Below are 13,752 nucleotides of genomic sequence, written 5' to 3'. Positions count from 1 at the left end.
TGAGAAGGGTGTTGATGTCTGTCGTCACAAACGGATCATCAACACCCTTCGCTGCGTCCGCAGCCCCGCCCTGACTTAGGACTTACTCGTCTAGGGCTGTCCGCCTGCTCGCGCCAGGCTCGGGGTGAGCGCCGTCGGGACGCGGTGGCACCCCCGCCGGTGGCGGCTGCGCGGCACCGCCGAGCTGGGCGTGCCCGCGCAGGCCAGGAAGGCGTACGCCTTCGCGCGTGGGCCGGAGCGACCGGGCCCTGACCAGGCGCTCAGGGGGCGGCCGCGGATGCGCAGGGCTCGGGCCGGGCTGCGGAGTACGACAGGGCCGATAGACTCTCCGGTCATGAGTGTTGAAGAGGACACGGCCAACCACGGCCGGTTGCTGGGGACGGTCCGCGGTCCGCAGGACGTCAAGCGGATGTCCGGTGAGGAACTGGACGTCCTCGCCGCCGAGATCCGGGACTTCCTGATCACCAAGGTCTCCCGCACCGGCGGGCACGTCGGGCCCAACCTCGGTGTGGTCGAGCTGACGCTGGCCATGCATCGCGTCTTCGACTCCCCGCGCGACCGGCTCCTGTTCGACACCGGTCACCAGGCGTACGTACACAAGATCATCACCGGGCGTCAGGCCGGCTTCGACAAGCTCCGCCAGCGCGGTGGCCTCTCCGGCTACCCCAGCCAGGCGGAGAGCGAGCACGACCTCATCGAGAACTCGCACGCCTCCACCGCGCTCTCCTACGCCGATGGCCTCGCCAAGGCGTACGCCCTGCGGGGCGAGGCGCGCAGCGTCGTGGCAGTTGTCGGCGACGGCGCGCTGACCGGCGGCATGTGCTGGGAGGCGCTCAACAACATCGCCACCGCCGGCAACTCCCTGGTCATCGTGGTCAACGACAACGGCCGCTCCTACTCGCCCACCATCGGCGGGCTGGCCGACCACCTCTCCTCGCTGCGGCTCAACCCGGGCTACGAGAAGGTCCTGGACACGGTCAAGGACGCCCTCGGCTCCACCCCGCTGGTCGGCAAGCCGATGTACGAGGTGCTGCACGCGGTCAAGAAGGGCATCAAGGACGCCGTCGCCCCGCAGGCCATGTTCGAGGACCTCGGCATCAAGTACGTCGGCCCGGTGGACGGGCACGACGTGGCGGCGGTCGAGTCGGCGCTGCGCGCGGCGAAGAACTTCGGCGGCCCGGTGATCGTGCACGCGGTCACCCGCAAGGGCTACGGCTACCGCCCCGCCGAGGAGGACGAGGCCGACTGCCTGCACGGCCCCGGCGGCGCCTTCGACGTGGAGACCGGCGCACTGCTGGCCGCCCCGGCGGTGAAGTGGACGCACGTCTTCTCCGACGAACTGCTGGCCATCGCCGACGAGCGGCCGGACGTGGTGGGCATCACCGCCGCCATGGCCGAGCCGACCGGCATCGCCAAGCTGGCCCGCAAGTACCCCGAGCGGGTGTACGACGTGGGCATCGCCGAGCAGCACGCGGCCACCTCGGCGGCCGGGTTGGCCCTCGGCGGCCTGCACCCGGTGGTAGCGGTCTACGCCACCTTCCTCAACCGCGCCTTCGACCAGGTCCTGCTGGACGTGGCGATGCACAAGCTGCCGGTGACCTTCGTGCTGGACCGGGCGGGCATCACCGGCCCGGACGGCCCCAGCCACTACGGCATCTGGGACATGTCGGTCTTCGGCGTGGTGCCCGGCCTGCGGATCGCCGCGCCCCGCGACGCCGCCACGCTGCGCGAGGAGCTGCGCGAGGCGCTGGCCGTCGACGATGGCCCGACGGTGGTGCGCTTCCCCACCGGCACGGTCGCCGCGGACCTGCCGGCGCTGCGCCGGGTCGGGCCGGTCGACGTGCTGGCCGAGTCGGCGCGTACCGACGTGCTGCTGGTCGCCGTTGGCTCCTTCGGTCAGCTGGGCATGGAGGTCGCCGCCCGGGTCGCCGAGCAGGGCTACGGGGTCACAGTGGTCGACCCCCGTTGGGTGCGCCCGGTTCCGGCGGAGCTTGTCGACCTGGCCGCCCGCCACCGCCTGGTGGTCAGCGTCGAGGACGGCGTCCGGGTCGGCGGGGTGGGCGACGCGCTCGCCCAGGCGATGCGCGACGCCGACGTCCGGGTGCCGCTCAAGGACCTCGGCGTACCGGCCGACTGGCACCCGCACGGCACCCGCGCGCAGATCCTCGCCGACCTGCGCCTGACCGCCCAGGACGTGGCCCGCGACGTCACCGGCTGGATCTCCGGCCTGGATGCCACCCCGGACCGCCTGACCCCCAGCGACGCGGCTGCGCAAAACTGACGAGAACGAAAAGACGGCGGGCGCCCCCTCCCGGGGACGCCCGCCGTCGCCGTTCCCGTGGGCGGCGGAGCGTGCCGAGCCCGTCGATCATGGACTTGTGGTGGTTGATTTTTACTGAATAGCCCCTTTCGTGGGGCACCACAACTCCATGATCGACTCGTTTGGGTGGGGTGGGGTGGGGTGGGGTGGGGTGCGGTGCGGTGCGGTGGGTTAGTGGGGTTTTACTGAGCGGTAGTGGGTTTTGTCGGAGTTTGCGAGGCTGTAGGTCTGGGAGCGCGACGGGCTGGGGACGACCGCCAGGCCGGGGCGCTCGACAAGCAGCGGAGTGCCGGGTGGCACAGACAGGGAACTGTCCCGGGTGGCCCGCCAACTGAGCACCACGAGCGGCTGGCCGGGCACGGGAAGTTGGTACGCCTGCAACGGGGTGGCCCGGTCCGCGGGCGAGACGACGGGTGCGCCACCGTCGGCCGGCCGGTAGACCACAGCGGTCATCGCGCCGGCGTCGGTATCCCAGCTGAGCTGCTGCAACTCCGCCGCCGCACCACCGCCGAGGGCGACCTCGCCGAGCGAGCGGACGGTGAGTTTCGCCATCGGCCAGGACGTCGGCACCGAGCGCGGCGCGTCCCGGTCACCGATCCGGCGTGGAATGCTGCCGAACGGACCCCGGTCGCCGGCCAGCACACAGGTGTCCAGGCCGGCAAGCGCCCGCCGTCCCGTGCCGGACTCGTCGCGGACCAGCGGGTACCGCGGATCCACGGTGCCGGTGCCCAGGTCGAGCAGCCGGTCGGCGGCCCGCCCGCGGGGCAACGACTCGGTGGTACGCAGGGTCGCGGTCACCGCCACGGCCGTGCAGGCCGGCACGTCGACCGGGGCGCTGAGGCCGTCCGCGACGGTGAGCGTCCGATCCTGTGGCCCGACCAGGGTCTGCACCCGGGCGGAGATCAGGTAACGCCGGCCGCCAGCGGTCTGCACCGGCAGCACGTCGGAGTAGACCAGGTAGCCCGGGTCGGTGTACTCGCTGGCGCGGGTCACCGCGTACCGATCGCCGTCGCGGGTGAGTTGCAGCAGCCAGGAGGCGCTCTCGCCGGGTACGTCGACGGCCACGATCGCCGTCGCGGCGCCGTCGACCCGACCGGAGAAGAGGATGCCGGACGTGGGCAGGTGTGCGCGGTCGTCGTCCGGTGACCGCCAGTCACGAACCGTGTCGGTGATCGCCGCCGTCGCCGTGGCGTCCGCCGCCAGATCGCCACGCGGCGGCCACACCGCCAGCGTGCCGTCCAGGCTGTCGTACCCGACCCGCAGGTCCTGCGGCTGTCGCTCGGCGACCGGACCACACGCCGTGGTGACCAGCAGCGCACTCAGCACGACGGCGAGCGCCCTGCCGTACCGACGGCCTGCAGTCACCTGGCCCGCCCCCGATCTGCTCACCGTCGCTGCCGGAAAGCGCCATAGTATCGAGATGTCCGATGCCAGACCTCGGGTGGTGGTCGTCCGACCGACCACAGTGGACGTCACCGGGGCTTTAGTGCGTTTTGGTTGCTCCGGTAGACTCCGCCGACTGTGACGCCTGCCGAGTCCCGCGCCCTGCCCGCGCCGCACCCGGAGTCGGCAGCCGGCTCCGACGAGATGGTGAGCTATCGCACTCCGGTCGGCCTCTTCGCCGGCCCCGTCGCGCTGACCAGCACCCGCACCGCGTCGGCCGAGGCCCCGCATCCGACCGCCCCCACCCTCACCGCCCCCGCCGCGCTGGCCGAGACGATCGCGCCGGTCCCCACCGAGACAGCCGCGTCGGCTCCGGCTGAGACGGTCGCGCCGGCTCCGGCTGAGACCGCCGCGCCGGCTCCGGCTGAGACCGCCGCGCCGGCTCCTGCCGAGACCGTCGCGCCGGCTCCGGCCGAGATCGTGGAGAGCGCGGCGGCCGTACCGGCGCGGGCTTGGTGGCGTGGGTGGACGCGGCGACGGCAGCACCTGGCGGTGGGCGGGCTTTTCCTGCTCGCCGCGCTCTGGGTGACAAGCCGGATCTGGCTCGACCCGTCCGGCCGGGTGGCGTCGCTCTACACCGGTGACCCGGCGCAGGTGCAGTTCTTCCTCGCCCACTCGGTACGCGTGGTGCTGCACGGTGAGTACCCGTTCTACACCGAGCAGTTCAACTACCCCGACGGCGTCAACCTGATGGCCAACACTGCCGTGTTGGCGCTGGGTATCCCGATGGTCCCGGTGACGCTGCTGTTCGGGCCGGCGGTCTCCTTCGTGGTGCTTGTCACGCTCGGTCTCGCCGGCACCGCCATGGCGTGGTACCTCATGCTCTCCCGCCACCTGGTACGCACCCCGCTCGCGGCGGCGGCCGGTGGCTGGTTCTGCGGCTTCTCACCAGCGATGCTCTCGCACGCCAGTTGGCACCCGAACATCATCAGCCAGTTCCTGCTGCCGTTCATCGTCTGGCGGGTGCTGGTGCTGACCCGCTCGACCCGGCCGGTCCGCGACGGCGCGCTGCTCGCCCTGCTGGTCGCCGTCCAGGCGTTCATAAACGAGGAGATCCTGCTCTTCACGGCGTTGGCGTGCGGCGTCTTCCTGCTGGCGGTGCTGGTACAGGAGCCGGCCCGCTGGCGGGCCGCGTGGCGGCCCCTGGGCGCCGGTGTGGCGACCTGCGCGCTGCTGGCCGGGGCGCTGCTGGCGTACCCGCTGTATGTGCAGTTCGCCGGGCCGATGGCCTACCACGGGCTCAGCGACGCGGTGAAGGACTATGGCAACGACATCGCCGCCTTCTTCGCCCCGGGCTCACCCACCCTCGGCGGCAACCAGCGAGCCAACATCAATCTCGCGCCGAACTACTCCGAGGAGAACGCCTTCTTCGGCTGGAGCCTGTCGCTGATCGCCATCGGCATCGTGGTCTGGCTGCGCCGGGAGCTGATCGTCCGGGCGCTCGCGGCGACCGGCCTGCTCTTCGCCGTGCTCTCGCTCGGCGAGCGGGTCTCCTGGTGGGACCGGGAGTTGGTCACCGGGCCATGGCAGGTGCTTGTCCACCTGCCGCTGCTGGACGCGGTGGTGCCGACCCGGTTCGGTCTGATCACCAGCGTGGTGGTCGGTCTGCTGCTCGCGCTCGCCGTCGAACGGGCCTGGGGGCTGCGGCCGGCCGACCGGCGTACCGTGCGGACGCTCACCGCGGCGGGCCTGGCGTTCGCCCTGCTGCCGATCGCCCCGATGCCGCTGCGGATGGTCTCCCGGCCGCCGGTGCCGGACTTCATCACCGCCGACCGCTGGCGGGCCTACGTCGGTCCCGACCAGACGCTGGTGCCGATCCCGGTGCCCAGCATGGGCAACACGCACGGCATGCGCTGGGCGGCGGCCACCAACCTCGACTTCAAGATTCCCGGCGGTTACTTTCTCGCCCCCCGCAACGGCAACACCGGTGACGCCGGCCGGTTCGGCGGCCGACCCAGCGGGGTGGGTCAGATGCTTGAGGAGGTGGCGACGACCGGCCGTACGCCGAAGCTCGACGACCGGCAGCGTCGCCGCTTCACCGACGAGCTGCGGCACTGGCGGGCGGCGATCCTGGTGCTGCCGTTGCGACAGCACAACGCCGAGCCGCTGCGCCGGACGGTCGAGGAGCTTGTCGGTCCGGGGCGTCAGGAACTGGACGTCTGGGTCTGGGACGTGCGGGCGCTCACCGGCCGTTCGGTCTGATGTCCACCGGGACGACGTCGGAGACCACGTCGCCCCGGGCGACGGCAGGCACGCCCCGGCCGGCCCGGCTCCGTGGCCTGGAGTGTCCGGGACCAGGTCGACTGATCAACCTACCAGCGCGCGGACGTCCCAGACCCAGACGTCGTCGACCCGCTGCGGCGGCCCGATCAGACCGGTGACCAGCTCGCGCAGCACCGCCTCGCGCGGATGCGCACCGAGCACCACCACCGACGCGCGCCAGAACCGCAGGTCCTCGACGGCCTGGCGGCGGTTCTCGTCGGTGAGCGCCGGGACCTCGTCCTTGTCCATGGTGGCGTAGATGAGGGTGCTGGTGGGCCGGTTCGGGGCCCCGAAGACCCCCTCGCCCAGCTCGTTCGGGCCGATGAAGTAACCGCCGGGCACCGGGAACTCCTGCCCGGTCATCGCACTCCAGCGCAGCGTCGGCAGGCCGTGCACGTTGCTCGGGATCGGCACCGGCACCAGGGTCCGGCCCGCCGGCACGTACGGTCGCCAGCCGCCAGCGGTGATGAAGTGCGGCGGCGGGTCGATCTGCTGGGCCGGCAGCGGCCGGGGCAGCAGCGGCAGCACGGCGAGGGTGACCGCCGCGTACCCCACCGGGCGCAGCCACCGACGGCGCACCGGGACCGGCGCGGCCACGCCCGGGTCGTCGGACGTCGCCGGGGTCGGCTCGCCGACGCGCTGGGCCGGCACCCGCACCGGGTCGGTCACCGCGCGCCCCTGGCGGTGCGCGGCGTCCCAGGTCAACGCCAGCAGTACGCCCACCGCGGCGGCGACCACAAGGGTCAGCCGGGTCGGCATCATCATCTCGACAAGCGGCAGGTCGTCAGGCACGTACGACCACGGGCCGCGCACGTCGGTCTCGACGCCGTTGAAGCGCACCATCGGCCCGATCGCGGCCACGGTGAACACCACGATCAGCACCGCGACGATCCGGGTGGCCAGCGACCGGCGCACGAGCAGCACCAGAGACACCAGCGAGAGCAACACCAGCGGCCAACCGAACCAGGTGTTCTGCTCGGTCAGCCCGATGGTCTTCTCCACCGCCGGGTCACCGGCCCAGGTGTCCCGGGCGAAGGTGACGAAGGCCATCAGGTCCTCGCCCCAGTTGTGGAAGACGCCACCCTGCAGGCCCCGGTAGGACTGCGGGCCGTTGAACTGGAACCAGATCGGGTACGCGGCCAGCACCAGGGTCAGCCCGCCGGCGACACCGAGCCCGGCCGCGAACGTGCCGGCGGCGGCCCAGGCGGCCCGCGGTCGCTGCACGGCGTACGCCAGCACCACGACCAGGCAGGCCAACGCGGTGAGCAGCAGCATCTCCTCGTTTATGAAGATCTGGTACGTCACCAGCGCACCGAGCACCAGCCCGTTGCGCCGCCACCGGCCCGGCTCGCCGAGGCGCAGCACCCGTACCACGATCAGTGGCAGCAGGAAGTTGGACACGAAGTTGGGCTGGCCGTTGGCGTGGTGGATGATCCCCGGCGCGAAGCCGAGGAACGCGCCGCCGACGAAGGCCGCCGCGCGCGAGCGCACCAGATGGCGGGAGAGCATCCAGTAGCCGGTGCCGGCGGTGGCCGCCAGTGCCGCACCCAGGTAGAGCGCGTACATCACCTGGGGGCCGAGCAGCATGGTCAGCGGGGCCAGCGGCAGGGTCACCCCGAGCAGCGAGGTGTTGGCGATCATGTTCACCCCGTCCGGGGCGTTCTGCCGGGCCGTGAAGAGCGGGTTCTCCAGGTGCCGCACCGAGTACGCGCCGTGCGCGAACAACCACTCGAACCAGCTGTGGTCGGTGGGCAGGTGCGAGGAGACCCGGCCGGTGACGTCACCCCAGTAGTTGAGGCAGACGAAGACGCCCAGTAGCACATAGGCTCCGAGGGCCAGCAGGTCGGCTCGGGCCGGGCGGCGTCGAGGCCGCCGGGTCGGCTCGGCCTCGGCCGGGTCGGCGTCGGTAACGGGATTCAGCGAAGGGTCTACCACCGGCACAGCCACGACGCGCCATCGTACAGGCGGGGGTCCGTCGCTTTTGCCGGGCCGGGGCGCTCACGGTCGGTTTGCCGGACATCACCTCGCCGGCCAGCCTGACGCGGTAACGGAAGGACGGTAGTTGTCGATCATCGACCTCGGTGAGCTGCGGCGCGGACCGGCCCTGGCGCCGCTGCCCCGCCCACCCCGCGCGCACTGTCGACCGGTGCGCTGCGCGCTGGTTCTGCTGCTCGTGCTGGCCACCCTCGGCTCCGCCGCCGTGCCGCCGTCTCGGCCGGCCGCGCTGACGTTGCCCGCGCAGCTCGCCGCCGAGACGCTGCTCACCGCCGACCTGTTCGTGGTCCTCGACCCGGACCCGGGGCAGCCGACGCGGCGGCGGATCAGCGCCTACCGGCTGCCCGACGGTCTGTTGCTCTGGCAGACCGAGGTGCCGGTGCAGGGCCGCAACTGGACGATCACGTCGGTGGGCGACACGCTGCTGGTCACTGTCTACGAGGTGCTGTCGCCCGAGCGGGGCGTCCTGTCCGTGGCGTTCGACGGGGAAACCGGGGCGTACCGCTGGCAGGGACCGGGGCACCCCGAGACGCTTGCCGACGGCAACGTGTTGCTGCAGTCCGGCGCGGACGACGAGCCGGTCACCCTGCGCGCTGTCGATCCGTGCTGCGGCACCGTGCGCTGGCAGCTGACCGACACCGCCGAGTACGTGAGCCTGCGGCACCGCGCCCACGGCGTGGACCGGGTGGTGCTGCACCGCAGTACCGGTTTCACCGAGGTGCATGATGCGATCACCGGCACGGAGTTGGCCCGCGCCGACCTGCCCCCACCCCGGGGCGAGTCGTTCCTGTCCGTCGAGGTGGTGAAGGATCTGCTGCTGACCAGCAACGGCGCACCGGCCACCATCACCGCCTATGGGCTGGACCGGCTGGACCGGCGCTGGAGCACCCCCACCGATCGGATCGACTTCATCAATGACTGCGGTCCCGTCCTGTGTCCACAGCGACATGGCGCCGGGCTGTGGGGGATCGACACCGCGACCGGCCAGGTGCGGTGGCGTAGTGACCGCTGGGCGGGCCTCTTCCCGTACGACGGGCGGGTGGTGGCCACCGAGGCGGGCACCGTCAGCGTCCCTCCGCAGCGGCTCTTCGTCGTCGATCCGCTGACCGGGCGGGAACTGGCCGACCTGGGCCGGTGGGAACTGGCCCAGGTCGGCCACGACGGACCGCTCGTCGGCCTGCGTCCGCTGCCGGACGGCGGGATGATGGTCGCGGAGTTGGACGTACGTGCCGGCAGGACGCGCGTGCTTGACGTGTTTCCGGGCGTCACCGGGAACTGCCAGGCGGTCACCGGCCTCCTGCTCTGCCAGGTGGTGGACGGGTCGTACCGGCTGATCCGGCTGCCCCGGTGACCGGCTCGGTGATCGACCTCGGCGAGCTGCGGCACGGACCGGCGCTGGAGCCGCCGCGGGCGCCTCGCCCACCCCGCGCCAACGGTCGGCCGTTGCGCTGCGCGCTGGTCCTGCTGCTGGTGCTGGCCACGCTCGTCTCCGCCGCGCCGCCGCCGGCCGGGCGGGCCGTGGTGACGGTGCCCGCCCAGGAGGGCGCCGACGTGCTCATCGACGACGACCTGGCCCTGGTGATCAATCCGGTCACCGTCCAGACGCCGCAGTGGCGGCTGGCCGCCTTCCGGGTGTCCGACGGCGATCCGCTCTGGGACGCACCGCTGCCCGGACAGCCCCGCTACTGGGGGCTCCGGCCACGGTCCGGGATGCTGCTGGCCACCGGTTACGAGATCGGCGCGGACGGGCGGGACACCATCACCGTGGCGCTGGACCGCGCGACCGGGGCGTACCGCTGGCAGCAGCCGGGCAGCTCCGTCGAGCTGGCCGACGGCAACCTGCTGCTCCAGTCCGGCGGCGAGGACCAGCCACTCAGCCTGCGCGCGGTGGACCCCTGCTGCGGCACGGTGCGGTGGCAGCTGACCACCCCCACCGCCGGTGTCACCGCGCAGTCCGCCGCCGAGCGGGTGGACCGGGTGGTGCTCAGCGACGTGAAGGGGCCGGTCGAGGTACGTGACGCGCGCACCGGCGCGGTGCTGGTCCGCGCCGACCTGCGCCCACCCGACGGGGCGCCTCTGGGGTACGTGCAGGTGGCGGGTGACCTGCTGCTGACCGTCGGTGGGCAACCGAACGCGATCACCGCGTACGGGCTGGACCGGCTGGACCGGCGCTGGAGCACCCCGGTCGACGAGATCGATCTGGTGCAGGACTGCGGACCCGTCGTGTGTCTGCGGACCCGCTCCGCCGGCTTGTGGGCTGTCGACACCGCGACCGGCGAGGTGCGCTGGCGCAGCGACCGGTGGACCTGGGCCTGGCTGTACGACGGCCAGTTGCTGGCCATCCCGGCCAGCAGCGAAGGGCTGGGGAGGTACTTCGTCGTCGACGTGCGGACCGGCCGGGAACGTGTCGACCTGGGCCGGTGGGAGTTGTTCCAGATCGACACGAACGGCCGGCTGCTCGGGGTACGCCCGCGTCCGGGCGGCGGGATGCTCGTCGGGGAGCTGGACGTCCGCGCCGGCAGGACGCGCATCGTCGACGTGCTGCCCGAGGCCACCGGCCACTGCCAGCCGATCTCCGACCACCTGGTGTGCGGGCAGCCTGACGGCTCGTACCGGAGCTGGCAGTTACACGACTGATCACCGGGCGAGAGACGATGGTTGCCAACCGGCACTAGGTTGGCGGTGGTCAGCAGCGAGGAGGCCGGGATGCGGGTACTGGTGGTGGAGGACGAGCGCAACCTCGCCGACGCGATCGCGCGCGGGTTGCGCAAGCGGGGGATGGCGGTCGACGTGGCGTACGACGGCGACGCCGGCCACGAGGCGGCGTTCGTCACCAGGTACGACGTGGTGGTGCTGGACCGTGACCTGCCCGGCGTGCACGGTGACCAGATCTGCGCGGACCTGGCCGCCTCCGGCGCGCTGACCCGGGTGCTGATGCTCACCGCGAGCGGCACGGTGGCCGACCGGGTGGAGGGGTTGCAGCTCGGCGCGGACGACTATCTGCCCAAACCGTTCGCCTTCGACGAGTTGGTCGCCCGGGTGCAGGCGCTGGGCCGCCGGGCCACCCCGGCCGCGCCGCCGGTGCTCGAACTGGCCGACCTGGTGCTCGACCCGGCCCGCCGGGTGGCCACCCGCGCCGGGTTGCCCGTCGACCTGACGAACAAGGAGTTCGGGGTGCTCAGCGAGCTGCTCAAGGCGCGCGGCGCGGTGGTCTCCAGTGAGGAGCTGCTGGAACGGGTCTGGGACGCGAACACCGACCCGTTCACCACGATCGTCCGCGTCACCGTGATGACGCTGCGCAAGAAGCTCGGTGACCCACCGCTGATCGAGACAGTGGTGGGCGCGGGCTACCGCACGGCCGAGGTGGGGCTGTGAGCGCGAGGAGTGAGCCGGGTTTGCGAACCCCGCAGTCGCGAACCGGGGGTGCGCTGTGAGCGCGAGGAGTGAGCCGGGTTTGCGAGCCCCGCAGTCGCGAACCGGGGGTGCGCTGTGAGCGCGAGGAGCGAGCCGGGTTTGCGAGCCCCGCGGTCGCGAACGGAGGGAGCACTGTGAGCCGCCGGGTACGGCCCACCCTGCGGTTGCGGTTGACCCTGCTCAACGGGGTGCTCCTTGTCGGCGCGGGGGCGATCCTGGTGGTGCTCGCCTGGCTGCTGGTCCGTGACGCGCTGCGCCCCACCGACGAGTTGCTGCCCGGCACGACTGTGCTGCTCTCCGACGGCGGGCGGATGGACGCCGCCGAGTGGCAGCAGCGACTTGTTGACTCCGCCTCGGGGGAGCTGCTGGCCAAGGGCCTGGTCGCGCTGTTGGCGATAAGCGTGGTCGGGGTGGCCGGCGCGTACGCGGTGGCGGGCCGGGCGCTGCGCCCACTGCACCAGGTCACGGCGACCGCGCAGCGCCTCGGCGAGGCCACCCTGGACCAGCGCATCGGCTACTCGGGCGCCGACGACGAGGTGGCCGAGCTGGCGAAGACGTTCGACGCCATGCTCGACCGGATCGCGTCCGCGTTCGAGGCGCAGAAGCGTTTCGTGGCGAACGCCTCGCACGAGCTGCGTACCCCACTTGCCGTGATGCGGACCGAAATCGACGTGACGCTCAGCGACGACGACGCGGACGCGGCCGAGTACCGCCGGATGGCGACAGTGGTCCGCGACGCGTCCGAGCGGGCCAACGGCCTGGTAGACGCGCTGCTGGTGTTGGCGCGCAGCGAGGCGCAGGCCGGGCGACAACTGGGCCGGCGTACCGAGTGTGACCTCTCGGCGGGCACCGCCAACGCGTTGTCGGCGATGCGCCGCGAGGTGGAACGGATCGGCCTGCGGGTGCAGACGTCGTTGGAGTCCGCGCCTGTCGTCGGTGACCCGGGGCTGCTGGACCGGTTGGCCGGAAACCTCATCGAGAACGCGGTTCGCTACAACCACCTGCACGGCCGGCTCTGGGTGCGTACCGGTACCGACGGTGAGCGGTCCTGGCTGGTCGTGGGCAACACCGGGTTCGAGGTGGACCAGGCCGACGTGCCGGGGCTGTTCGAGCCGTTCCGACGCGGTGGCCGGGAACGCACCGGGGCCCGTGGTTCCGGTCTGGGGTTGTCCATCGTCCGGGCGGTCTGCCAGGCGCACGGCGGCACCGTCCGGGTGGTGGCCCAGCCCGGCGGCGGCCTGGAGGTGACCGTCACCCTGCCGACGGCGGACGCGCCCGCGCTGACCGGTTCCGCGTCCGCCGGCGGCTGAAACGGGGTTGCGCGCAGCGCTCGGCCGCTGGAAAGATCACCCGGGTCAGCTCGAGAGCGAGAGGGGGTGCGTCGATGTCCACCAACCACGACTCCGCGCCCCGGGTCTGCGCCGGCTGACTCCCCGAGGCGGGGGCGTCCCATCCCATTCGGAGGGGAACACCCGTGTATCCACGGATCCGCAGCATCAGCTTCGATTGTCACGACACGTACGCCCTGGCCGGCTTCTGGTCGGCAGTGCTCGGGTACGCCCGGCACGGCGAGGATGCCCCCGGTGATCCGGAGGCGGCCCTGCTGCCGCCGGACGAGGCCACGCCCAACCTGTTCTTCCAGGCGGTGCCGGAGGACAAGGTGACAAAGAACCGGCTGCACATCTGCCTGGAACCCGTCGACCGGACCCGGGACGAGGAGATCGAGCGGGTGCTCGGCCTCGGTGCCACCATGGTCGCCGACCGACGCCGCGCCGACGGCACAGGTTGGGCGGTGCTCGCCGACCCGGAGGGCAACGAGTTCTGCGTCGTACGCGGCGCCGGGGAGCGTGTCGTCACCACCACTGTGGAGGACCAACTGTGAGTTCGACGATCCACAACATCAGCTTCGACTGTCACGACACGTACGCCCTCGCCGGTTTCTGGTCCCAGGTTTTCGACTGCCCGCGGCAGCCGGACGACTTTCCCGGCGACCCGGAGGCGATGCTGCTGCCTCCGGGCGGGCCGGAGGTGCTGTTCCTCGCCGTGCCCGAGGGCAAGGCGGTGAAGAACCGGCTGCACCTGGACCTGCAACCGGCCGACCGGTCCCGGGCCGAGGAGGTCGAGCGGCTGCTCGGCATCGGCGCGACGCTCGTGTCCGACCAGACCCGGCCGGACGGCAGCGGCTGGGTGGTGCTCGCCGACCCGGAGGGCAACGAGTTCTGCGTGTTGCGCAGCGCTGCCGAGCGGGCCGCGGCACCGGCGGGCGTCCCGGCGGCGGATGCGGCCGAGCCGGTCTAGGGGCTGCTGCGCTGTCCGCC

At 72.3% G+C, this 13,752-nt stretch carries 10 protein-coding genes; 8 read left to right on the top strand and 2 right to left on the bottom strand.

The genetic code is table 11. The annotated features are described in order from the left end of the window. The first annotated feature begins 334 nt into the window (after positions 1-334). The gene (gene dxs / locus AB0B86_RS09925) at positions 335-2,281 is read left to right on the top strand and encodes a 1-deoxy-D-xylulose-5-phosphate synthase (RefSeq protein ID WP_357408132.1); all 1,947 of its coding nucleotides are present in this window, start codon (positions 335-337) and stop codon (positions 2,279-2,281) included. 210 nt (positions 2,282-2,491) lie between these two features. Here dxs and AB0B86_RS09920 read toward each other — a convergent pair whose 3' ends face one another. Next, positions 2,492-3,646: a hypothetical protein gene (locus AB0B86_RS09920; RefSeq protein ID WP_357417243.1), complete on the bottom strand. Its 1,155-nt coding sequence runs from the start codon at positions 3,644-3,646 to the stop codon at positions 2,492-2,494. Between the two features lie 195 nt (positions 3,647-3,841). Between AB0B86_RS09920 and AB0B86_RS09915 the strand changes: the two genes are divergently transcribed. Then, positions 3,842-5,965, top strand: coding sequence for a hypothetical protein (locus tag AB0B86_RS09915; protein ID WP_357408130.1), 2,124 nt, complete (start codon positions 3,842-3,844; stop codon positions 5,963-5,965). 105 nt (positions 5,966-6,070) lie between these two features. Here AB0B86_RS09915 and AB0B86_RS09910 read toward each other — a convergent pair whose 3' ends face one another. Continuing rightward, positions 6,071-7,966, bottom strand: coding sequence for a hypothetical protein (locus tag AB0B86_RS09910; protein WP_357417241.1), 1,896 nt, complete (start codon positions 7,964-7,966; stop codon positions 6,071-6,073). A 121-nt stretch (positions 7,967-8,087) separates the two neighbouring features. Between AB0B86_RS09910 and AB0B86_RS09905 the strand changes: the two genes are divergently transcribed. From AB0B86_RS09905 to AB0B86_RS09880, 6 genes are all read left to right on the top strand, one after another. Beyond that, positions 8,088-9,371: a PQQ-binding-like beta-propeller repeat protein gene (locus AB0B86_RS09905; RefSeq protein ID WP_357408128.1), complete on the top strand. Its 1,284-nt coding sequence runs from the start codon at positions 8,088-8,090 to the stop codon at positions 9,369-9,371. After that, entirely contained in the window at positions 9,368-10,657 is a 1,290-nt protein-coding gene (locus tag AB0B86_RS09900) for a PQQ-binding-like beta-propeller repeat protein (RefSeq protein ID WP_357408126.1), read from the top strand. The genes AB0B86_RS09905 and AB0B86_RS09900 overlap by 4 nt, the downstream gene beginning before the upstream one ends. Positions 10,658-10,726: 69 nt before the next feature. Continuing rightward, positions 10,727-11,395, top strand: a complete 669-nt coding sequence (locus tag AB0B86_RS09895) for a response regulator transcription factor (protein ID WP_282306997.1) — start codon at positions 10,727-10,729, stop codon at positions 11,393-11,395. Between the two features lie 173 nt (positions 11,396-11,568). Further along, positions 11,569-12,744, top strand: a complete 1,176-nt coding sequence (locus AB0B86_RS09890; protein WP_357408123.1) for a HAMP domain-containing sensor histidine kinase — start codon at positions 11,569-11,571, stop codon at positions 12,742-12,744. Between the two features lie 164 nt (positions 12,745-12,908). Next, positions 12,909-13,316, top strand: a complete 408-nt coding sequence (locus tag AB0B86_RS09885; protein WP_357408121.1) for a VOC family protein — start codon at positions 12,909-12,911, stop codon at positions 13,314-13,316. Next, positions 13,313-13,732, top strand: coding sequence for a VOC family protein (locus AB0B86_RS09880; protein ID WP_357408119.1), 420 nt, complete (start codon positions 13,313-13,315; stop codon positions 13,730-13,732). The genes AB0B86_RS09885 and AB0B86_RS09880 overlap by 4 nt, the downstream gene beginning before the upstream one ends. The last annotated feature ends 20 nt before the right edge of the window (positions 13,733-13,752 follow it).

The sequence above is a fragment of the Micromonospora sp. NPDC049047 genome (genome assembly GCF_040649135.1).
GTDB lineage: Bacteria > Actinomycetota > Actinomycetes > Mycobacteriales > Micromonosporaceae > Micromonospora.
The sequence above is the reverse complement of the archived record's forward strand: the minus strand, read 5'-3'. Positions and strand labels throughout refer to the sequence as shown.

Excerpts from the sequence above, each read along its gene's own strand:
- AB0B86_RS09895 (WP_282306997.1), top strand. The coding sequence starts at position 10,727 with ATGCGGGTACTGGTGGTGGAGGACGAGCGCAACCTCGCCGACGCGATC.
- dxs (WP_357408132.1), top strand. The coding sequence starts at position 335 with ATGAGTGTTGAAGAGGACACGGCCAACCACGGCCGGTTGCTGGGGACG.